This window comes from Pseudomonas sp. LY-1 (genome assembly GCF_053502595.1).
This window is the reverse complement of sequence record NZ_CP094353.1, coordinates 6615966-6636798: the sequence shown is the minus strand read 5'-3', so window position 1 is coordinate 6636798 and position 20833 is coordinate 6615966. Positions and strand designations below refer to the sequence as shown.

Sequence of the window (20833 nt, the reverse complement as noted above, 5' to 3'; positions counted from 1 at the left end):
ACCTGTTCATCATGTACGACTCAACATTGACACTTGAAAGCTTCGACCCGCAGCTGTGTGAGGCGATTCATAACGAGGAGCGCCGTCAGGAAGACCATGTCGAGCTGATCGCTTCCGAAAACTACGCCAGCCCGCTGGTCATGAGTCTCCAGAGCACGGTACTGACCAACAAATACGCCGAGGGCTACCCCGGCAAGCGCTACTACAGCGGCTGCGAATACGTCGATGTGGCCGAGCGCCTGGCCATCGAACGGGTCAAGGCCCTGTTCGACTGCGATTACGCCAACGTGCAGCCCCATGCGGGCGCCCAGGCAAACGCCGCGGTGTTCCTGGCCTTGATCAACCCCGGCGATACGGTGATGGGCATGAACCTGGCCCAGGGTGGCCACCTGACCCACGGCAATCCCTCCAACTTCTCGGGCCGGCATTACCACATCGTGCCTTACGGGCTCGACCCGCAGACGGGTTTGCTCGACTACGACGAGATGGAGCGCATCGCTGTGGAAACGCGGCCGAAGATGCTGATCGGCGGGTTTTCGGCCTACTCGCGGTACAAAGACTGGGCGCGCATGCGGGCGATTGCCGACAAGGTCGGTGCGATTTTCTGGGTCGACATGGCTCACGTCGCCGGCTTGGTCGCCGCTGGCGAATACCCGGACCCGTTGCCGCACGCCCACGTGGTCACCAGCACCACGCACAAGACCTTGCGTGGCCCGCGAGGCGGGTTGATTTTGTCCAAGGGCCAGGACGCAGCGTTTTACAAAAAGCTCGATTCGGCGGTGTTCCCGGGTGTTCAGGGCGGGCCGTTGATGCATCAGATTGCCGCCAAGGCGGTGGCCTTCAAGGAAGCCTTGAGGCCCGAGTTCAAAACCTATCAGGCTCAGGTCGTGGTCAATGCCCGGGCCATGGCGGCCGTGTTGCAGCGGCGCGGTTACAGGATTGTCTCGGGTGGCACCGATAACCACATGATGTTGATCGACCTGTCCGACCGGCCTTACACCGGCCAAGACGCCGATGCGGCCTTGAGCAACGCCGGCATCACCGCCAACAAGAATTCGGTGCCCAATGATCCGCGCTCCCCCTTTGTCACCTCGGGGCTGCGCATCGGCACGCCGGCCGTCACCACCCGCGGTTTCGGCGTGTTCGAGTGCGAGCAACTGGCCGCTTGGCTGTGCGATGTACTGGACGCCCTGCAACGCGGGGAGAGCGATAACGTTGCGCTGCAGGTGCGTGAACAGGTGATTGCGCTGTGCCGCCGACACCCGGTTTATCGCTGACTTTTCCCTTCTAAACGTTGGCGCTGTCGACCTGACTGGAAGCTGAGGGGCGGTATTGCAGGGCTTCGGCGATGTGGCTGCGGCGGATGCTGTCTGTGTGTTCCAGATCCGCCAGCGCCGCTGGCAATGCACCTTTCACTGCGAACGACTGACTGAGATAAATAATGGCATCCAGCTAATTGTTGTGATTTGTTATTGTTTGGCGAGTGATGAGGTAGCCTCAGAGTTAGGGTTCCATCAACCCATAGGTTTGGTAATCGCGGCATATGTATCTTGCAAGGTCTCAGCGCTTCAGCGTACTTGGATACGAACTATCGGGAATTTTGAGCATATATTTTTCAGGCCTCTATTTTTTGACTATTTTGGGCTTCAGGCCAGTGTTGGCTATTCTTGCAACTTGATACTTGGTTGTGGCTAGGTGTTTTTTAGTCAGTGGTTTTCTCGGAAAAGTGATTGGCATATATTTAGGAGGTCGAATCTGCGGGCTGAGTCCGACCATAGCCATGGAGGTCGGGTTACTGATGAATACGAAAGGACTCTTCGAACTTGTAAGATCGAGTATCGCATTGCAACTTGGGATTTTTTCGGAAAATGCCTACGGTATTTTCCTAGTTGTCGCACTTTTATCGGTTGTGTTGACTCAGTCGCCGCTAACATTTTTTGCTGAGTTATGCAGGAGAAACGCCGCTGTAAAAGTGAGAAGTTGACTTTTTTGTCGAATCTCGACTACTTTCTGCTAATTACATAAAAATAATTTAACGGGGTGGGAAGGGGACTACAGTAATGGATGTGATTATGGGGTTTGTTGCCGCGTTGTTTTGGGGGGGCACTGATTTTCTTGTAGGGTTGAATGCTCGTGCTGTCGGCGTAAAAAGGGCTGTTTTTTTTGGCCAGGCATTAGGTTTTGTGTTGATGAGCATTCTGTTATTGCTTTACCCATTCTATTTTATCAAGTCGCTGTCAGCGTCTTCGGTAATTTGGGGGCTGGGGCTAGCCGCTGCGGTATGCACTGTTGCAGGTGCTCTAGCCCTCTCCAAAGCGTTTGCGCTCGGGAAGACCGCAGTTATTGCACCGCTGATAACCTCTTATGGTGTATTTACCACCGCGCTAGCCTGGGCTAGTGGAGATGTTATTGTTTTTAGCCAGTTCGCCGGTATTTTAATCTGTGTCATTGGAGTCTTGCTTACAAGCATCCATGTGGGTGCTGACGTGAATATAAAACGCCAAAATAGAGTGTCAATATTTTTTGGTCTTGCAGCGGCAATTCTGTATGGCACAAGCTTTTGGATACAAGGGAAATATACGCTTCCAGTATTAGGCCCAATTACCATGCTGTGGCTGGGTTACGCCGTAGGACTGTTCGTGTTGTTTTTTATAGTAATTAAATTGGATGCTGGACTTAAATTGCCGTCCCCCAAAAATGTTGGCTTGTTAGGTATGGCTAGTTTACTTAATTTAGGTGGTTTTTCCGCTTTTTCTTGGGGGGCTATTAATGGTTCAGTATCTGTTGTTACCGTAATTAGCACGCTTTCGGGTGGAATAGCGGCGGTATTAGGTTGTTTGGTCTTCAAGGAGCGGCTGGGAGGCTGGCAGGTCTGCGGTGTCATACTTGTATTGATGGGGGCCATAATTTTGCATATGTTTAATTGATTGAGGTTTCTGTAAGTTTAATCTATTGCTGTAGTGGTGGCGGTTTTTATTGAAATGATGAGTGACGCCCTAAATCAGCTTATACCAGAGTTTTGCGGAGGCTTTCAGAAGTAAATGTTCAGTTTGTTTTTGATGGTGGTCAAGGAAACTTGATTTCTGATGGGTCTGATAGAGGTATAAAGATAACTGATTCGCCACCTCTGAGGGGGCTAGAAAGTTCTTCAATGTAGATTGCAGTGTATGCACTGCGCCGCAGTATATTAATTTTTACGGAGTGCCGAGCCATACTTATGAGCTGGCGGGACATAGCTTAGCTCTGATTGTAGCAGCTCATGTGAGTTGAATCATATCTGGCAGATAGCGGATTAAGTTATGTATAGGCGCTCAGGTGGAGGGCGCTGGTCGGTACTGCAATGCCTCCGCCAGATGATGACGAGCAATTCTTTGTCCTTGCTCCAGATCCGCCAGCGTGCGTGCGACCTTGAGCAGGCGGTGGGCCGCGCGAAGGGACAGGGTCAGGCGCTCGCAGGCGCTTTCCAGCCAGGCTTCATCCGGCCTCGACAGCGCGCAATGCTGGCGCAACCCCGGTAGGTCGAGGAACGCATTGGCGCAGCCCTGGCGCTGTTGCTGGCGGTCCCGGGCCTGGGCTACCAGTGCCGAGGCGGTGGACGTGTTGTCGCCGGGCTGCGGGGCCGGGTTCAGCGCGGTGATTTCGCGAGCGACGGTCAGGTGCAGGTCGATCCGGTCCAGCAACGGCCCGGAGAGTTTGTTGCGATAGCGCTGGACCTGCTCCGGCGTACAGCGACAGCGCGCGCTGGGGTCGCCCATGTAACCGCAAGGGCAGGGGTTCATTGCGGCGACCAGTTGAAAGCGCGCCGGGAAACTCACGCGGTCGCGGGCGCGGGAGATCACGATATGCCCCGACTCCAGTGGCTCGCGCAAAACCTCCAGCACCTTGCGATCAAACTCCGGCAGCTCATCCAGGAACAGCACCCCATGGTGGGCCAAGGTGATTTCCCCCGGTTGCGGCTTTGACCCTCCACCCACCAGCGCCGGGCCGGAGGCCGAATGGTGCGGCTGGCGAAACGGCCGATGGGGCCAATGACTCAGGGGCGCCAGGCTGACCACTGATTGAATCGCTGCCACTTCCAGCGCTTCGTGCTCACTCAGCGGCGGCAGCAAACCCGGCAGGCGGCTGGCGAGCAAGGTCTTGCCGGTGCCGGGCGGGCCGCTGAACAACAGGTTATGCGCGCCTGCCGCAGCGATCAGCAGTGCGCGTTTGGCGGCGAGTTGGCCCTGGACTTCGCTGAGGTCCGGGTAAGGTTTGTTCAAGTACAGCAAACCGTCGGACTTGAAGGGCTCGATCGGCACATGCCCATTCAGGTGCGCCACCACCTGCAGCAGGTGGTCCACCGCAATCACCTTCAACCCCGATGCCAGGCAGGCCTCTTCGGCATTCGCCCGGGGCACGATCACGCTGCGTCCGGCCTTGCGCGCCGCGAGCGCTGCCGGCAACACACCTTTCACTGCGCGTACCTCGCCCGATAGCGCCAATTCCCCCAGGCATTCCACGTCGTCGAGCATCTGCGTCGGCACCTGCACGCTCGCCGCGAGAATCCCGAGGGCTATCGCCAGGTCAAAACGCCCGCCGTCCTTGGGCAGGTCGGCGGGCGCGAGGTTGAGGGTGATGCGGCGGGACGGGTATTGCAGCGCGGAGTTGAGGATGGCACTGCGCACGCGGTCCTTGCTTTCCTTGACGGCGGTTTCCGGCAAACCCACCAGGGTGAGCGATGGCAGACCATTGGCCATGTGTACTTCGACGCTGACGGCAGGGGCTTCGACGCCGATCTGGGCGCGACTGTGGACGATGGCGAGGGACATGCTCATTCCTTGAAAGGGCGGACCGCTTCCTGCGGTTTTTCAAGGGTAGACGAGGTGGGGTAGAGCGGGACGCGGGAGGTTTTACAGAACGTATCCGCAGAGTGACGCAGAACAGGTGGGAGCGCCGGCTTGCCTGCGATAGGTCAGGCGTATCAGAGGGACCGAGTCGATCCCATCGCAGGCAAGCCAGCTCCTACATTGGTCGGGGGTTATTCGGAGGCTGCCGGGGTCAACCGTGCTTCCAGCTCCGCCACTTTCGCCTCCAGGCTTTCCAGGCGTGCTCGGGTGCGGGCCAGCACCACCATTTGGCTGTCGAATTCTTCCCGGCTGACCAGGTCGAGCTTGCTGAAGCCGCTTTGCAGCAAGGCCTTGAACTGGCTTTCGATTTCATTGCGGGGCAGCGGGATCTCGCCACTGAACAGGCGGGAGGCATGGCCGCTCAGGGCGTCGAGGAGGTCTTTGGGCGCGAGCATGGGAAATATTCCGGAAAACTGTTGGCGGGCAGTGTATCACGCAGCGTCTATAGTCATTTCCACGACCTCGGGCGCACGCTTTTCGCGCAGGGTGTCGGGCGGTAGCGCACCGTTTTCGTGCGCAATCACCCCGCCAAAAAGCCCCGCAGGTGGGCATAAGTGGGCAAGGGACTGATTTCAGTGGTTTTTACGGAGCTGGCAAGGTTTCTGCTTAGACGAACATGACCCATGCACTGATGCAGTCGCTGTGACGAATGCAGTGCGCCGACGGATCAGGGGTACAGGTTTCGTCACCAGTGGTTCGCTGGCGTCGCAATGGCAACTGCTCTTGCGACGATGCGTTACAAAGCCAGGCGCTGCGCTTAGACTTGAGACGGGTTTGTTTTCCTGGGGCAAGTCCACCAATTCGGGAGAGAGTTTTCATGAAGCTAGTCACTGCCATCATCAAGCCGTTCAAGTTGGACGATGTACGCGAGTCGTTGTCCGAAATCGGCGTGCAGGGCATTACCGTTACTGAGGTCAAAGGCTTCGGGCGGCAGAAGGGTCACACCGAGCTGTATCGCGGCGCGGAATACGTGGTTGATTTCCTGCCGAAGGTGAAGATTGATGTCGCCATTGACGACAAGGATCTTGATCGGGTTATCGAGGCGATAACCAAGGCCGCCAACACCGGCAAGATCGGTGACGGCAAGATCTTTGTGGTCAATCTGGAACAGGCTATTCGCATCCGTACCGGCGAAACCGATACCGACGCAATCTAAGCCGCCAAACCCAACGCCCCAGGAGAAAACAATATGACTCTGCGTAAATTCGCAGGGCTCGGAGCCCTGTTGTCCATCGTAATGCCAAGCCTGGCCATGGCGGCAGACGAAGTGGCTGCTCCAGTCCTCAATTCCGGCGACACAGCGTGGATGCTGACATCCACCGCGCTGGTGCTATTCATGACCATTCCCGGCCTGGCGCTGTTCTACGGCGGTATGGTTCGCTCGAAAAACATTCTGTCGGTGATGATGCAGTGTTTTGCCATCACTGGCCTGATCAGCATTCTGTGGGTCATCTACGGTTACAGCATCGCGTTTGACACGACCGGCATGGAGCAGGGCGTTGTAAACTTCAACTCCTTCTTTGGCGGCATGGGCAAGGCGTTCCTGGCGGGCGTAACCCCGGCCAGCATCACCGGGCCTGCGGCGCTGTTTCCGGAAGCGGTGTTCGTCACCTTCCAGATGACCTTCGCCATCATCACCCCGGCGCTGATCGTCGGTGCGTTCGCCGAGCGCATGAAGTTCTCCGCGATGCTGATCTTCATGGCTATCTGGTTCACCCTGGTTTACGCGCCGATCGCACACATGGTCTGGAGCGGTAATGGTGGCCTGCTGTGGGACTGGGGCGTGCTGGACTTCGCTGGTGGCACCGTGGTGCATATCAACGCGGGTGTGGCTGGTCTGGTGGCGTGCATCGTGCTTGGCAAGCGTAAAGGCTACCCGACTACCCCGATGGCCCCTCACAACCTGGGTTACACCTTGGTCGGTGCGGCCATGCTGTGGGTCGGTTGGTTCGGCTTCAACGCCGGCTCCGCTGCTGCGGCCAACGGCACTGCCGGTATGGCGATGCTGGTGACCCAGATCGCTACAGCTGCTGCGGCGCTGGGCTGGATGTTCGCCGAGTGGATCACCCACGGTAAGCCAAGTGCCCTGGGCATCGCCTCGGGTGTGGTGGCTGGCCTGGTCGCCGTCACGCCTGCGGCAGGCACCGTGGGCCCGATGGGCGCTCTGGTGATCGGCCTGGTTGCCGGTGTGATTTGCTTCTTCTGCGCCACCAGCCTCAAGCGCAAGCTGGGCTACGACGACTCCCTGGACGCGTTCGGCGTACACGGTATCGGTGGCATCGTCGGTGCGATCCTCACGGGCGTTTTCGCAGCCCCAGCCCTGGGCGGCTTCGGCACCGTGACTGACGTGGCGGCCCAAGTATGGATTCAGTGCAAAGGCGTCGGCTTCACTGTGATCTACACCGCCATCGTGACCTTCATCATCCTCAAGGTGCTGGATATGGTCATGGGCCTGCGGGTTACCGACGAAGAAGAGGCTGTCGGCCTCGACCTGGCACAACACAACGAACGCGGCTACAACTTGTAAGTAGGCGAAAAAAACATGCCCGGCTTGCCGGGCATTTTTTTGTCTGGCATTTGTCAGTCAGGACACGGGGTGCCGGTTTTTTGCGTCGCATGTGTGATGGCGCGCACACCGCGCTTTTCCGGGTGCGAATGTCTTACAGGCATGTAGGCGTATTCGGCACTTTGTTTTTTCCCTGAGCGCGCTAGAATGCGCGCCGATGGGCGGAGAACTGTATGTGGCAACAGACCCTGATTACCCTGCGGGCCAAGCCCCGGGGCTTTCACCTGGTAACCGACGAGTTGCTTGCCGGCTTGCCTGAATTGAAGGCGTGTCGCGTGGGCCTGTTGCATCTGTGGTTGCAGCATACCTCGGCCTCGTTGACCATCAACGAGAATGCCGATCCGGCGGTTCGTCGTGACTTCGAGCGTTTTTTCAACTCGCTGGTGCCGCAAGGCCGAGCCGGGTTCGAACACAACGACGAAGGCCCGGATGATCTGCCGGCGCACTTCAAGGCCAGTCTCCTGGGTTGCCAGCTGAGTTTGCCGGTCAAGGCCGGCCGCTTGGCGATGGGGACCTGGCAAGGTGTTTATCTGGGCGAGCACCGTGATCATGGCGGTGCTCGTAAAGTCCTCGCCACTTTGCACGGTGATGGGGCATAAGCCACTGGTTATCCGGTGGATGTTGATTTTTTTCCGGCGACCTTCGACAGATGGTGAAGCTGGGCTATAACTAATCTGCTTTTCGCAAGTCATGAGGTAGAACATGAGCGACGATGATCTGGAAAACGACGAACTGGAAGTAGGCGACGAAGACGACACCGAAGAAGGTCTTGAGGCGGCAGCGGAAGACGTTGCTGACGACGACGGTGGCGATGACGTTCCTGTTCCGGCTGCCAAAGGCAAAGCCAAGGCCGCTGTTTCGGTCGATGAGCTGCCAAGTGTTGAAGCCAAGAACAAAGAGCGCGACGCGCTGGCCCGTGCGATGGAGGAATTCCTCGCTAAAGGCGGCAAAGTGCAGGAAGTCGAGGCCAACGTGGTGGCAGATCCACCCAAGAAGCCGGATAACAAGTACGGCAGCCGACCTATCTGAGGTCTGCTTCTGGCTTGCTGGAAAAGCCCGCCGTCGCTGCGGGCTTTTTCATGCCTGAAACAAATTCCTACGACTCACCGCCTGCCAATATAGGCAAGCCCCCTCCCACTTACTGCCAGCTTTTGAGCAGCGGAGGCAGTTCCGTCAGGCTGCGAATCTGCGCATCCGGGAGTTTATCCCCTTCCCAGACCTTGCCTGTCGGGTTGAACCACACGGCACGCAGCCCCGCCTGTTGCGCTCCGGCGATGTCGTCACCGGGATGATCGCCGATATGCACCGCCGCGCTGGCGTCCACCCCGCCCCGTTGCAGCGCTTCCTGAAACAACCGCGCATCCGGCTTGGCGATGCCGATGTCTTCTGCGCGCAGCGCGAAGTGGAAGTAGTCCGCCAACCCGACGCGCTGTACGTCAGCGTTACCGTTGGTGATCACGCCCAGCAGGAAGTGTTTGCGCAGCGCTTGCAGCATCGGCTCGGCTTCGGGGAATACGGTGAGCTGGTGGCGCGCATGAATGAACGCTTCAAAGCACACATCGGCCATTTCCGTCGCTTCAGGTTGTGGATAACCGGCCTCTTCAAACGCGTGCATCAGTACGCGGTGGCGCAGCATGCTGATGCGGTGCTTGAGTTCGGGATGGCGTTCCAGCACCTGCTGGCGAAGGCTGGCGAAATGTTCCAGGGGCAGTTCGCCGACCTTGGCGGCATGGGTGGCCAGCCATTCGCGCATCGACGCTTCGGCGCTGATGATGACGGGGACGTTGTCCCAGAGGGTGTCGTCGAGGTCGAAGGTGATCAGCTTGATGCTCATGAGTCGCCGCCCTTGATGCGTTTGGCCCGTGGATGGGCGCTGTCGTACACCGTTGCCAGGTGTTGGAAGTCCAGGTGGGTGTAGATCTGTGTCGTCTTGATATCAGAGTGGCCGAGCAGTTCCTGCACCGCACGCAGGTCTTGGGACGACTCCAGCAAATGGCTGGCAAACGAGTGCCGCAGCATGTGCGGATGCAGGTTCTGGCCCAGCTCGCGCTCGCCGGCCACCTTGACCCGCAGTTGAATCGCCCGCGGCCCCAGGCGTCGGCCCTGCTGGCTGACGAATACGGCGTCGTCCGCCGGGTTGGTCAGTGCGCGCAGGGGCAGCCACAGTTGCAGCGCTTCCCGGGCCTTTCTGCCCACCGGCAGCACGCGGGTCTTGCTGCCTTTGCCGAGCACTTGCACCAGGCCGTCGGCGAGGTCGAGCTGATCGAGGTTCAGCCCGGTCAGTTCCGACAGGCGCAGGCCCGAAGAATAGAACAGCTCCAGGATCGCCTGGTCGCGATGGGCCAGGAAGTCGTCCTCGACGGCGCCATCGAGCAATTGCAGGGCGCGGTCGGTGTCGAGGGTCTTGGGCAGCCGCCGCTCGCCCTTGGGCGGGGCCAGCCCATTGGCCGGGTCGTGGTCGCACAGGCCTTCGCGGTTGAGGTAGTGATACAGGCCGCGCACCGCCGACAGCAGGCGCGCCAGGCTGCGCGAGGATTGGCCCTGCTGGTGCAGGCGCGCGATCAGGCTGCGCAGGCCCTGGATGTCCAAGGCCTTCCAGCTGGGGATCTGCTGCTTTTCGCAGTAGGCCAGGACCTTGTTCAAGTCCCGTCGGTAGGCTTCCAGGGTGTGGGGCGACACCTGGCGCTCGCTGCGCAGGTGTGCGCAATAAGCGTCCAGTTGCCGTTCCATGGTCAGCGCACCGCGCGCAGGGCGGTGGTGAAGCGCGGTAATACGCGGCCCAGCACTTCGGCGATGTAGGTCAGGAACAACGTGCCCACCGAACTTTTGTAGTGCGCAGGATCACGGCTGGCGATGGCCAGTACCCCATGCAGGCCTTGATGGCTGAGGGCGACCACGGCGGTCGAACCGATCTGCTTGCGCTGCTCGGCGCCAAACAAAAAGTCCAGTTCATGCTCGCGCAAGGTGCCGCTGATGGTCTTGCCTTCGGAAAGCAGGCCGCCGATCGCCGTTTGCGCTTCGCCGCCGCTGACCCAGCGCCCGACCGGCATCGGGTTGTCGCTGAACAGGATCAGGCTGACGAAGGGCACCTGGAAGTCCTGGCGCAGGCTGTCTTCCACGGCGATCACCGTTTCTTCCAGGCTGGTGGCGTCCATCAGTGTCAGAATCAGTCGACGGGTCTTGTCGAACAGGCGGTCGTTATCGCGGGCGACGTCCATCAAGTGCGAGAGCCGATGGCGCATTTCGATGTTGCGCTCGCGCAGGATCTTCATCTGCCGCTCCACCAGTGACACGGTGTCGCCACGCTGGTGGGGAATGCGTAGGGCCGGCAGCAGTTCTTCGTGTTCGACGAAGAAGTCCGGGTTAGCCTCAAGGTACGCCGCGACGGCAGCGGCCTCCAGACTTTCGCTCGGGGATGCTTGTGCGGGTACTTGAGGCTTATCGGTCATTTGCTTGGCTCACTCATAGACGGACCTGTCCTTCGTATACGCGCGTGGCCGGCCCGGTCATCATCACCGGGTGGCCGGGGCCTGCCCATTCGATGGACAAACGTCCGCCGGGCAGGTCGATCAGCAGCGGCGAATCCATCCACCCCTGGCTGATCGCGGCCACGGCAGCGGCGCAAGCACCGGTGCCGCAGGCCTGGGTTTCGCCGGCGCCGCGTTCCCATACGCGCAATTGCGCGCGGGAGCGGTCGATCACCTGCAGGAAGCCCACATTGACCCGTGCCGGAAAGCGCGGGTGATGTTCGATCTTCGGCCCCAGCTCGTGCACCGGCGCATTATTGATGTCGTCGACCCGCAGCACCGCATGGGGGTTACCCATGGACACCGCCGCCAGTTCGACAGCCTGGCCGTCGACATCGACGGTGTAGTGGGTGGCCTGCTCGGTGGCCTGGAACGGAATATCCGCCGGCACCAGGCGTGGCGCGCCCATGTTGACGCTGATCTGGCCGTCGCTGCGGACATCCAGCTCGATCACGCCGCTCTTGGTCTCGACACGAATCTGCCGCTTGGCGGTCAGGCGCTTGTCCAGCACAAAGCGGGCGAAGCAGCGCGCACCGTTGCCGCACTGTTCCACTTCGGAGCCGTCGGAGTTGAAGATCCGGTAACGGAAATCCACCTCCGGGTTGCTCGGCGCCTCAACGATCAGCAACTGGTCGAAGCCGATGCCGGTATGACGGTCGCCCCACTGTTTGGCGTGCTTGGGCAGGATGTGCGCGTGCTGGCTGACCAGGTCAAGGACCATGAAGTCATTGCCCAGCCCGTGCATCTTGGTAAAACGCAGCAGCATGGCTTACTCCGGCAGCAGGCTTTCGCCAGCATACAACTCGGCTACCGTCTCGCGGCGACGCACTTCAAACGCTTGATCACCGTCCACCAGCACCTCGGCGGCACGCCCGCGGGTGTTGTAGTTGGAACTCATGACAAACCCGTAGGCACCGGCCGAATGAATGGCCAGCAGGTCGCCTTCTTCCAGGGCCAACTGACGATCCTTGGCCAGGAAGTCGCCGGTTTCGCAGATCGGGCCGACGACGTCATAGGCGCGCGCTGCGCTGTCGCGAGGCGTTACGGCGGTGACATTCATCCAGGCCTGGTACAGCGCCGGGCGGATCAGGTCGTTCATCGCCGCATCGACGATGGCGAAATCCTTGTATTCGGTGTGCTTGAGGTACTCGACCTGGGTCAGCAGCACGCCGGCATTGGCGACGATGTAGCGGCCCGGCTCGAACATCAGCGTCAGGTCGCGGCCTTCCAGGCGTTCGCGCACGGCCTTGATGTAGTCGCCGATCAGCGGCGGCTCTTCATCGCGGTACTGCACGCCCACGCCGCCACCGAGGTCGATGTGCTGCAGGTAGATGCCGCACTCGCCGAGGCGGTCGGTCAGCGCCAGCAGGCGGTCGAGGGCATCCAGGAACGGCGGCAGGGTGGTCAGTTGCGAGCCGATATGGCAGTCGACACCCAGCACTTCCAGGTTCGGCAATTGGGCGGCGCGGATGTACACGTCCTCGGCATCGGCGATGGCGATGCCGAACTTGTTCTCTTTCAGGCCGGTGGAAATGTACGGGTGGGTGCCAGCGTCGACGTCCGGGTTGACGCGCAGGGAAATCGGCGCGCGAACGCCCATCTCGGCGGCGACCACTTGCAGGCGCTCCAGCTCGTCGGTGGATTCGACGTTGAAGCAATGCACGCCGACTTCCAGGGCACGGCGCATGTCTTCGCGGCTCTTGCCGACGCCGGAGAAGACGATCTTGTCAGCCTGGCCGCCTGCCGCCAGGACACGTTCCAGCTCGCCGCGGGAGACGATGTCGAAACCGGCGCCCAGACGCGCCAGGACATTGAGCACGCCCAGGTTGGAGTTGGCCTTGACCGCGTAACACACCAGGTGCGGCACGCCGTTCAACGGGTCGGTGAAAGAGCGATATTGGGCTTCGATATGCGCGCGCGAGTACACATAGGTCGGGGTGCCAAAGCGCTCGGCAATTGCGGACAGCGCCACGCCTTCCGCGAACAGCTCGCCGTTCCGGTAGTTAAAAGCGTCCATGGGGTTCCCTTAGTAAGTGTCGTGCTTATGCGCTTTGGCAGGCTTTTGCGACGATTGCGCCTGTTCATTCGGGTCTTTGCTGTCATCGGGCAGATACAGCGGGCCTTTTTGACCACAGGCACTAACGAGGCAAGCGACCGCGACGAGCGCAGCAAGGGAAGAGATCAGGCGCTTCATGGCGAAATCCTTGAATATGCATTAATTGCGCCCGAGTATACCGACCACCCGCCAGCTTGCCTATGCGCCGGAATACCCGTCCGGCGGGGGTTTGCCGACATAACTGCGAAGCTGGCTACGCTTGTCGGGGATATTTCTTACCGCCATTGGTAATGAACTCGGTATCCTTTGCAATCGGCGGAGCGCGTCCGTATCGTGCGGCGCTTGAGCAAAACCAGACACTTTTGAGGTTGCCGCAATGAGTTTGACCGAAGCCCGTTTTCACGACCTGGTGGATTCGACCCAGAACGCGCTGGAAGATATTTTCGACGACAGCGGCCTGGATGTGGACCTGGAAAGCTCGGCCGGGGTGCTGACCGTCAAGTTCGAGAACGGCACTCAACTGATCTTCAGTCGCCAGGAACCGCTGCGCCAACTGTGGCTGGCGGCACGTTCCGGTGGTTTTCACTTCGATTACAACGAAGAAGACCGCAATTGGCAGTGCGATACCAGCGATGAGCTGCTCAGCGAAATGCTCGCGCGGCTGGTTCAGGAACAAGCCGGCGTCGAGCTCGGCTTCGATGAGCTGAACCCCGACGAGAATTGATTGTGAGCCAGCCTGCAATCGTGCGTCCGCCCAAGCCGTTGTTCAGTAATGTCAGCCCGGCGGTGCCGTCACCTTGTATCAGTTTGTGTCGGCTGGACGAGGCAAAAGTCTGCCTTGGCTGCTTTCGCCATGTGGAAGACATCCGTGAATGGCGCTCCGCCGATGATCAGCGGCGACGCGTGATCGTGGCCCAGGCCGAGCGGCGCAAAGTCGGGCCTTGAGCCCGTCTTGTTTATTTACGGTGCTGTGGTAGTGTCCGGGTACACCTCAACTCATCGAGGTCCGTGAGAACCCCGCCTTTTCCTGGCGGGGTTTTGCTTTTTTGTGCAGAAAAAAGGAGTCTGCCTGAATCATGACCGCACCTTCCATCATTCTTACCCGTCTCGACGTGCAGCGTCTTGAGCAACTGATCGACCGTGTCGGCGAGAATTCGCCAGGTGTAGAAGCCCTGCAGCACGAACTCGACCGCGCCGAAGAAGTGGTTGGCCACGATGAAGTGCCTGCAAGCGTCGTGACCATGAACTCCAGCGTGCATTGCCGCGAGCAAGGCAGCGGCAAGGACTATCACCTGACCCTGGTTTACCCCAAGGATGCGAATGCCGACGCGGGCAAGATTTCGATCCTGGCGCCGGTGGGCAGCGCGTTGCTCGGCCTGAAAGTGGGCCAGCACATCGACTGGCCAGCACCCGGCGGCAAGACCCTCAAGCTCGAACTGCTCAGTGTTGAAGGCCAGCCCAAAGACGGCGGCGCCTTCTCGCTTTAAATCTGCTTCAGTGCCTCATTGAGCGCCTGTTCCAGCTCGGCTTTGTAACGCAGGTACAGATTGCTCGGGCTTTGTACGTCGCCGAGCAGGCCCGACAGATCCAGATCAGTGATATAGCAGCGGTAGCGCTCGGTTTCGCGGCGCTGCCCGACGATCTCCCGGGCGACCACTGCAAACAGCTGGTCGCCAAACTCCAGTTCGGAAAACTCCCGCTGATTGCAGTACAGGGTGATCCCCACCTGGCCCGGCGCCGCCTTGCCGATAATCGCCTGCACGTCATAAAACGGCTTGTTGGCCGGGTTTTGCGGGGCCGGCCGAGGCTCGATACCGCGTGCGCGATTGCTGCCCGACGGCAACAGTTGGTAATACAAGGTTTGCACCGCGCCCAGCGGTTCTTGCGGGTCCAGGGGCGACAGCGCGTCCCGGCGATAGATGATCGACTGCAGAAAACGCTGCAACGGCGCCAGCAGGCTCTGTTCATCATGGAACGGCAAGCGTTGCTGCCAGAGCGCGTTGAACTCATCCAGCACATACAGCTCGGCGAAGCCTTCGTTGACCCGGTAAAACACCTGCACGCATTCGGCCATGCCCATCGGCAGCAGCAGCGCCAGGTCGTGGTCTTCCAGGGCCATGGCGTCCAGGTGCAACGGGCTGTAGCTGGCCAGTTCTTCGCTGAGGTAGGCGATCAGCGCGTCCTGGGTCGCCAGTGAGACGTGGGTGGCCTGGCCGGGCATCAGCTCCATCACGTGATAGTGCTGCTGCACCTGCAGCAAGTAGCGATGGTTGCCCTGTCCCAGCAGCAGGTTCTGCGCGGTGTCGAAGATGTCTTCCACGCGCTGGGCAATGAACTGTGCGCGGTTGTGGCAGAAGCAGCGCACCCGCAGGCGTGGCAGGTGGTCCGACGGCAACTGGTTGAGGTAGTCGCGCAGGCAGTCGAGCAGGGCATGGGGACCGTCGTAGCGGCTGACCATCACCTCGTTCCAGCTGTTGAGCGTGATCTGGTCGAGGGTCAGCACCAGGTTTTCGCGCACGCCGGCGTAACTCAGGGAGTCGGTGCGCTCGGTGGTCATCAGGATGTTCAGGTCGCGATGGTGCTTGAGCGGGTCGACGCCGACGTTGATCAGCAACAGCACTTCTTCCGGCACCGCCGAGCGCAGCAGGCGCTCTTCATCGACGCTGGCCAGGGGCAGGGCGATGGTCTGTTGCAGGCTGCCCAGCAGGTTGAACAGTTCGAATTCGGTCATGTCGCTGACGCCTGGGTGCAGCGCCAGGCGCGTGCTGCTGTCGATCACGCCGTTGCGGTGGCACCAGGTGAGCATTTCCAGCAGGTCGCGGCTGCGCTTGATCGGCGCGAAGTGCTCCGATTCCAGGGCGGTGAGGTTGCCGTTGTACAGGCCCCAATGATGCTGGCCCGGTTCCTTGCGGTTGGCCGATTGCACTAGGGTCAGGGTGTCTTCGGCCAGGTCCGGGGCGATGCCGGGGTTGATGAATTCGACCTTGCCGGCCTTGCGTTCAAACGCCGCGTACAAGCGACGGCCAAGCACATTGAGGTCGCGCTTGTTGATCAGGCTGACGGTCTGTTCGGTGCGGGCGAACTGGGTCAGGAAGCGATAGCTGTAGTTCAGCTCATTGACCAGGGCGCGGCGCTCGGAGGCGACCTGGCGTACTTTCCATTGGCTGCGGCTGTCGAGCAGCGCCAGTTGACGCTGGTCCCAACCCCATTCATGGGCCAGGCGTTCCAGCAACAGGCGCTGCCAGCCGACGGTGCGCTGGCCGGCGCTGAGCTTGCGGTTGACCTTCAAGTACAGCGCGCGCCGTACCAGTTCCAGGCGTTCCGGCTCGTTGCGCGCGTTGAGGTATTCCTCGATGCGCCGGTAGACCACGACGTAAGGGTCCAGCTCGTCCAGGTCCATCCGGTTGGCGAACACCGCCCGTTTGAAGCGCAGGCTCAGGCACTGCACGTTCGGGTGCTCGCTGGCGTAGACCTCGGTCAGCAGCAGCTTGAGCAGCGACTTGTAGGGCGATTCGATGCCCTTGAACAATTGCCACAGCCCGGCGCCAATGAATTCACCGGGCGGGATGCGCGCCAGGTGGCCGAGGTCGAGGGTTTCATCGGCACGGATAAAGCGTTTGGAAATCAGCGTGTGGGTGAACTCGGCGTAGCGCACTTCTTCATACACCGGCACCAGCCACCAGATCGGCGTGCGGCCGGCGAGCCAGATGGCGGTGCGATAGAACTCATCCAGCAACAGATAATGCTGGGTGGTGCCGCAGTCGTCGGAGCTCAGTTGCGTGTCGCGTTCGCCCAAGACAAACCGGCTCGGCTCGATCAGGAAGAAGTGCGCCTCGGCGCCCATGCTCTGGGCCCAGGCTTCCAGTAACTGGCATTTCTTGCGCAGCTCGACCAGTTCGTTGTCGCTCAGGTCGGGGGCGTGGCATACCCACACGTCCATGTCGCTCTGGTCGGCTTGGGCCAATGTGCCGAGGCTGCCCATCAGGAACAGGCCATGGATCGGCTGCGGCGGGTTGCCGTGGCGCGGTTTGTAGGAGAACGAACGGGTCAGGCGTTGGGCTTCGTTCAGGGCCTGCGCGTCGGGTTCGAAATTCGACAGCCCGGCCGGGGTGCTGCCCGACACGTAACCGGGCAACAGCGGGTGATTGACGTGGAAAAACAGCGGCAGCAGGGTCAATACGCTTTGCTGGCGTGGCGTCAGCCCTTCGACAGCCCGGGCCATGCGCCCTGCGTTAAGCGCCATGAACCGCGCGCGCAGTTGGGCCAGCACCTTGCGGTCGATGCCTTCGTCCAGGTCGGGGCGGATCTCATGGGTGCGGGTCATGTCGAACTCGGCGGCGTGCAAGGCCCGACATGGGCGGCCGTGTAGGAGTTTACATTCAGAAGCGTAGGAGGTTTAGAGGGGAAACGGTTTTTGGCGTCAGAATTTTATCCGGTTCGCGGCAATGCCCTCGGAATCCGCCGCGGCGGACTCCATGGGCAGTATCCGGAATCAGGCAGCTTCTTTGGTTGCGGCGGTGGTCAGGATGGTCAGCAGGGTTTGGGCTTGTTCTGCAGCGTCCCGGCCAAGGCTGGTCAGGTAACCGCCGTCCGGTTGGTCGATCAGTTTTTTCTCGAACAGGCGTTTGGCGGCGGCGATAGCAGTCGGTGCGGCAGTCTGATGGACTTTCAGACCTTCCTGGGAGCTGTCCAGGTTGAAGAGTGCAAGGATTTCCAGTTCGGCAACCAACTCAGGGGTATACGACATAGGGACTCCAGACTTTCTAAGAATTTGTTAGAGGCTAGCAGGCCCTAAGGTGAACGTACTTTGGCGGGCTGTCCAGTGGGAAACTCGCGGCTGTTGATATGGCGCAGTGTTGTGGCGAGGAAGCAGGCTTCCCGGCCACACGGGCGCTCGCTTCAGGCGTTTTCAGGCGGCAGCTCGGGCAGTGCGCGCAAGGCGGATTCATACCATTGGGTATCGAAGGCGCGGTCTTCGTCGAGCATCTTGTCGATTTCCACAGCCAGCACATGGGCCATCATGTTCAAAATCTCTTCGCGCTCGTAACCCACCAGCGTCAGCTTGTTGAACGTGGCCTTGGCGGCGGGCGGATTGTCGCTTTCGATCTGGTTTTCGATGGCCTGGGTCAGCGTGCTTTCGGTGAACGCTTCTTCGTCGTTGTCGATATCGGTCGGCTCGCTCATGGCAGGCTCCTCAAGAAAAGGGCGCCAGTCTACCCCCATTCAGGCAGGTGATGCTGCTAGCCAGGTTGGTCGGGCGGATCTATAACTCATGCAGCCAACCCCGCACATGGCCTGGAGGCTTTGCGATGCTCAAGCTCTACGGATTTTCGGTCAGCAATTACTACAACATGGTCAAGCTGGCGCTCTTGGAGAAAGGCCTGGCATTCGAAGAGGTGCCTTTTTTTGCCGGGCAAACACCCGCCGCCCTAGCGATCAGCCCGCGGGGCAAGGTGCCGGTGCTGGGTGTCAAACAGGGCTTTATCAACGAAACCAGCGTGATCCTCGAATACATCGAGCAAACCCAGGAAGGCCCCGCACTGCTGCCGGCCGAACCGTTTCAGCGCGCTCAGGTGCTGACATTGTGCAGGGAAATCGAGCTGTACATCGAGCTGCCCGCCCGTGCGTGTTTCGCCGAAGCGTATTTCGGCATGCCGGTGCCGGAGGCGATCAAGGACAAAGCCCGGGCCGAGTTGCTGCTGGGGGTGGGGACGTTAGGTCGGCACGGCAAGTTCGCGCCTTACGTTGCGGGGGAGAGCTTTACGATTGCCGATCTGTATTTCATGTACAGCCTGAACCTCGCCTGCGGCGTGGCCGAGAAGCTGTTCGGCCTGGACCTGTTGGCTGAATTGCCGACGGCCAAGGCATTGCTGGAGCGTTTGCACGCCATGCCTAACGCCCTGAAGGTGGCGGCGGACAGGGAAGCGGCGATGCCGGCGTTCATGGCGATGGTGGCGGCGAAGAAGTGATCAATGTGGGAGGGAGCAAGCCCCCTCCCACATTTTCGACCTAGCGGCTGGCGAGCAGGACCTGGCCGCGCACGACGGCGGCCTTGACCTGGGCCGGCGCGGTACCGCCCACGTGGTTGCGCGCATTCACCGAACCTTCCAGGGTCAGCACGGCAAACACGTCCTGCTCGATCTGGTCGCTGAACTGGCGCAGTTCTTCCAGGCTCATTTCCGCCAGGTCCTTGCCGCTTTCCACGCCGTACTTCACGGCATGGCCGACGATTTCGTGGCAGTCGCGGAACGGCAGGCCACGGCGCACAAGGTAGTCCGCCAGGTCGGTCGCGGTGGAGAACCCACGTAGCGCCGCTTCACGCATGATCGCGTGCTTGGGCTTGATCGCCGGGATCATGTCGGCAAAGGCACGCAGCGAATCGCGCAGGGTGTCGGCGGCGTCGAACAGCGGTTCTTTGTCTTCCTGGTTGTCCTTGTTGTAGGCCAGGGGTTGGCCTTTCATCAGGGTCAGCAGGCCCATCAGCGCGCCGAATACGCGGCCGCTCTTGCCACGTACCAGCTCCGGCACGTCGGGGTTTTTCTTTTGCGGCATGATCGAGCTGCCGGTGCAGAAGCGGTCGGGCAGGTCGATGAACTGGAATTGCGCGCTGGTCCACAGCACCAGTTCTTCGGAGAAGCGCGACAGGTGCATCATCGCGATACTGGCGGCGGCGCAGAATTCGATGGCGAAGTCGCGGTCCGACACGCCGTCCAGGGAGTTGCCGCCCACGGCGTCAAAACCCAGCAGTTGTGCGGTGTACTCGCGGTCGATCGGGTAGGTAGTGCCCGCCAGCGCGGCGCTGCCCAACGGCATGCGGTTGGCGCGCTTGCGGCAGTCCACCAGGCGCTCGTAGTCGCGGCTGAGCATTTCGAACCAGGCCAGCAGGTGGTGGCCGAAGGTTACCGGCTGTGCGGTCTGCAGGTGGGTGAAGCCGGGCATGATGGTGTCCGATTCACGCTCGGCCTGTTCCAGCAACCCTTTTTGCAGGCGGGTGATTTCGGCCAGGATCAGGTCGATTTCGTCACGCAGCCACAGGCGGATATCGGTGGCCACCTGGTCGTTACGGCTGCGCCCGGTGTGCAGTTTCTTGCCGGTCACGCCGATGCGATCGGTGAGGCGGGCTTCGATGTTCATGTGCACGTCTTCCAGGTCGACGCGCCAGTCGAACGTGCCGGCTTCGATCTCACCGCGGATGGTGGTCAGGCCGTCGATGATGCTGTCGCGCTCGGCGTCGGTCAGCACGCCGACCTTGGCCAGCATCGTGGCGTGGGCGATCGAGCCCATGATGTCGTGGCGGTACAGGCGCTGGTCGAAGGTGACGGAGGCGGTGAAGCGGGCGACGAAGGCGTCGACGGGTTCACTGAAGCGGCCGCCCCAGGACTGGTTGGTCTTGTCGGTGCTCATGGATTCGCTCGTGATCTGCTTAAAAGAGGCGTGGAGGTGTGCCGACGATAATAACAGGGTTGCCCGTGGAGGCGGTGCTGCGGGTGGTCGGCATTTTATTTGTGCCAAGCATGGCTAAGTGCCTTGCCGCCGACCGCGTCCGGGAAGAGACTGGGCAGAGGTGCTTATTGAAACGATATTTGACGAATGAGCAATGTCGTCTCGGCGAGCGTCTACAGTTGGACTGATAGTGTGTGAATGCACCAAAGTCAGGTGATGCGGTCATAACCCTGACTACCATTAAACAAGGGGGGTATTCGGATTGTGTATCAGCAAACCCTACGACGATGCCCAAGGGCGGCAGGTTTTGGGCGCTATTGAACAGGTCCGGATAAATATGAGTGCCGCTCTCAGG

The 20833-nt window shown here is 60.4% G+C and carries 23 protein-coding genes; 11 read left to right on the top strand and 12 right to left on the bottom strand.

Translation table 11 applies throughout. The features are described 5' to 3' along the window. The first annotated feature begins 11 nt into the window (after positions 1 to 11). The 3 genes from glyA to MOQ67_RS30645 all read left to right on the top strand — a co-directional run bounded on the left by glyA (position 12) and on the right by MOQ67_RS30645 (position 2927). Complete coding sequence (gene glyA / locus MOQ67_RS30655) at positions 12 to 1277, top strand: serine hydroxymethyltransferase (protein ID WP_126589416.1); 1266 nt, start codon at positions 12 to 14, stop codon at positions 1275 to 1277. A gap of 410 nt (positions 1278 to 1687) precedes the next feature. Next, positions 1688 to 1984 carry a cation:proton antiporter domain-containing protein gene (locus MOQ67_RS30650; protein ID WP_185833416.1) on the top strand — a complete coding sequence of 99 codons (297 nt, stop codon included), beginning with the start codon at positions 1688 to 1690 and terminating at the stop codon, positions 1982 to 1984. Between the two features lie 76 nt (positions 1985 to 2060). Beyond that, the gene (locus tag MOQ67_RS30645) at positions 2061 to 2927 is read left to right on the top strand and encodes a DMT family transporter (protein ID WP_126589418.1); all 867 of its coding nucleotides are present in this window, start codon (positions 2061 to 2063) and stop codon (positions 2925 to 2927) included. A 384-nt stretch (positions 2928 to 3311) separates the two neighbouring features. Here the strand turns inward: MOQ67_RS30645 and MOQ67_RS30640 are convergent, their stop codons facing one another. Both MOQ67_RS30640 and MOQ67_RS30635 read right to left on the bottom strand, forming a co-directional pair. Next, positions 3312 to 4808, bottom strand: coding sequence for a YifB family Mg chelatase-like AAA ATPase (locus MOQ67_RS30640; RefSeq protein WP_104904255.1), 1497 nt, complete (start codon positions 4806 to 4808; stop codon positions 3312 to 3314). Between the two features lie 209 nt (positions 4809 to 5017). Further along, the gene (locus tag MOQ67_RS30635) at positions 5018 to 5281 is read right to left on the bottom strand and encodes an accessory factor UbiK family protein (RefSeq protein WP_126589419.1); all 264 of its coding nucleotides are present in this window, start codon (positions 5279 to 5281) and stop codon (positions 5018 to 5020) included. Positions 5282 to 5703: 422 nt separating this feature from the next. On the opposite strand from MOQ67_RS30635, the gene glnK reads away from it, so the two are divergent. The 4 genes from glnK to sutA all read left to right on the top strand — a co-directional run bounded on the left by glnK (position 5704) and on the right by sutA (position 8481). Next, positions 5704 to 6042, top strand: coding sequence for a P-II family nitrogen regulator (gene glnK, locus MOQ67_RS30630; RefSeq protein ID WP_002555808.1), 339 nt, complete (start codon positions 5704 to 5706; stop codon positions 6040 to 6042). Between the two features lie 33 nt (positions 6043 to 6075). Continuing rightward, complete coding sequence (locus MOQ67_RS30625; RefSeq protein WP_017845177.1) at positions 6076 to 7413, top strand: ammonium transporter; 1338 nt, start codon at positions 6076 to 6078, stop codon at positions 7411 to 7413. 212 nt (positions 7414 to 7625) lie between these two features. Next, the gene (locus MOQ67_RS30620; RefSeq protein ID WP_017845176.1) at positions 7626 to 8051 is read left to right on the top strand and encodes a secondary thiamine-phosphate synthase enzyme YjbQ; all 426 of its coding nucleotides are present in this window, start codon (positions 7626 to 7628) and stop codon (positions 8049 to 8051) included. A gap of 103 nt (positions 8052 to 8154) precedes the next feature. Continuing rightward, a complete protein-coding gene (gene sutA, locus MOQ67_RS30615; protein ID WP_017845175.1) occupies positions 8155 to 8481 on the top strand; it encodes a transcriptional regulator SutA in 327 nt (108 codons plus the stop codon). 109 nt (positions 8482 to 8590) lie between these two features. Here the strand turns inward: sutA and MOQ67_RS30610 are convergent, their stop codons facing one another. From MOQ67_RS30610 to lptM, 6 genes are read right to left on the bottom strand one after another with little or no spacing between them, the layout of a single operon-like run. Continuing rightward, the gene (locus tag MOQ67_RS30610) at positions 8591 to 9286 is read right to left on the bottom strand and encodes an HAD family hydrolase (RefSeq protein WP_017845174.1); all 696 of its coding nucleotides are present in this window, start codon (positions 9284 to 9286) and stop codon (positions 8591 to 8593) included. Further along, positions 9283 to 10182 (bottom strand): tyrosine recombinase XerC, encoded by a 900-nt coding sequence (gene xerC, locus MOQ67_RS30605; RefSeq protein WP_126589420.1) that lies wholly within the window; start codon positions 10180 to 10182, stop codon positions 9283 to 9285. Before xerC ends, MOQ67_RS30610 begins: the two co-directional genes overlap by 4 nt. Before the next feature lie 2 nt (positions 10183 to 10184). Beyond that, a complete protein-coding gene (locus MOQ67_RS30600) occupies positions 10185 to 10901 on the bottom strand; it encodes a DUF484 family protein (RefSeq protein ID WP_017845172.1) in 717 nt (238 codons plus the stop codon). A gap of 13 nt (positions 10902 to 10914) precedes the next feature. Beyond that, positions 10915 to 11745 (bottom strand): diaminopimelate epimerase, encoded by an 831-nt coding sequence (gene dapF, locus MOQ67_RS30595; RefSeq protein ID WP_017845171.1) that lies wholly within the window; start codon positions 11743 to 11745, stop codon positions 10915 to 10917. A 3-nt stretch (positions 11746 to 11748) separates the two neighbouring features. Then, entirely contained in the window at positions 11749 to 12996 is a 1248-nt protein-coding gene (lysA, locus tag MOQ67_RS30590) for a diaminopimelate decarboxylase (protein WP_017845170.1), read from the bottom strand. 9 nt (positions 12997 to 13005) lie between these two features. Further along, positions 13006 to 13173: an LPS translocon maturation chaperone LptM gene (lptM, locus tag MOQ67_RS30585; RefSeq protein ID WP_017845169.1), complete on the bottom strand. Its 168-nt coding sequence runs from the start codon at positions 13171 to 13173 to the stop codon at positions 13006 to 13008. Positions 13174 to 13411: 238 nt separating this feature from the next. Between lptM and cyaY the strand changes: the two genes are divergently transcribed. The 3 genes from cyaY (at position 13412) to rnk (ending at position 14522) form a co-directional block, all read left to right on the top strand. Further along, entirely contained in the window at positions 13412 to 13759 is a 348-nt protein-coding gene (gene cyaY, locus MOQ67_RS30580; RefSeq protein WP_017845168.1) for an iron donor protein CyaY, read from the top strand. Positions 13760 to 13761: 2 nt separating this feature from the next. After that, on the top strand, positions 13762 to 13980 hold the full coding sequence (locus tag MOQ67_RS30575; protein ID WP_026139803.1) for a DUF1289 domain-containing protein: 219 nt from the start codon (positions 13762 to 13764) through the stop codon (positions 13978 to 13980). A 131-nt stretch (positions 13981 to 14111) separates the two neighbouring features. Beyond that, positions 14112 to 14522 carry a nucleoside diphosphate kinase regulator gene (gene rnk, locus MOQ67_RS30570; RefSeq protein WP_017845167.1) on the top strand — a complete coding sequence of 137 codons (411 nt, stop codon included), beginning with the start codon at positions 14112 to 14114 and terminating at the stop codon, positions 14520 to 14522. Here rnk and MOQ67_RS30565 read toward each other — a convergent pair. The 3 genes from MOQ67_RS30565 to MOQ67_RS30555 all read right to left on the bottom strand — a co-directional run bounded on the left by MOQ67_RS30565 (position 14519) and on the right by MOQ67_RS30555 (position 18219). Next, entirely contained in the window at positions 14519 to 17359 is a 2841-nt protein-coding gene (locus MOQ67_RS30565) for a class I adenylate cyclase (RefSeq protein WP_126589421.1), read from the bottom strand. The genes rnk and MOQ67_RS30565 overlap by 4 nt on opposite strands. 168 nt (positions 17360 to 17527) lie before the next feature. Continuing rightward, positions 17528 to 17782: a TIGR02647 family protein gene (locus MOQ67_RS30560; protein ID WP_017845165.1), complete on the bottom strand. Its 255-nt coding sequence runs from the start codon at positions 17780 to 17782 to the stop codon at positions 17528 to 17530. Positions 17783 to 17934: 152 nt separating this feature from the next. After that, complete coding sequence (locus MOQ67_RS30555; RefSeq protein ID WP_017845164.1) at positions 17935 to 18219, bottom strand: hypothetical protein; 285 nt, start codon at positions 18217 to 18219, stop codon at positions 17935 to 17937. A 125-nt stretch (positions 18220 to 18344) separates the two neighbouring features. Between MOQ67_RS30555 and MOQ67_RS30550 the strand changes: the two genes are divergently transcribed. After that, complete coding sequence (locus MOQ67_RS30550) at positions 18345 to 19004, top strand: glutathione S-transferase family protein (protein ID WP_126589422.1); 660 nt, start codon at positions 18345 to 18347, stop codon at positions 19002 to 19004. 40 nt (positions 19005 to 19044) lie between these two features. Here MOQ67_RS30550 and argH read toward each other — a convergent pair whose 3' ends face one another. Next, positions 19045 to 20439, bottom strand: coding sequence for an argininosuccinate lyase (argH, locus tag MOQ67_RS30545; RefSeq protein WP_046381669.1), 1395 nt, complete (start codon positions 20437 to 20439; stop codon positions 19045 to 19047). Positions 20440 to 20833 lie beyond the last annotated feature (394 nt).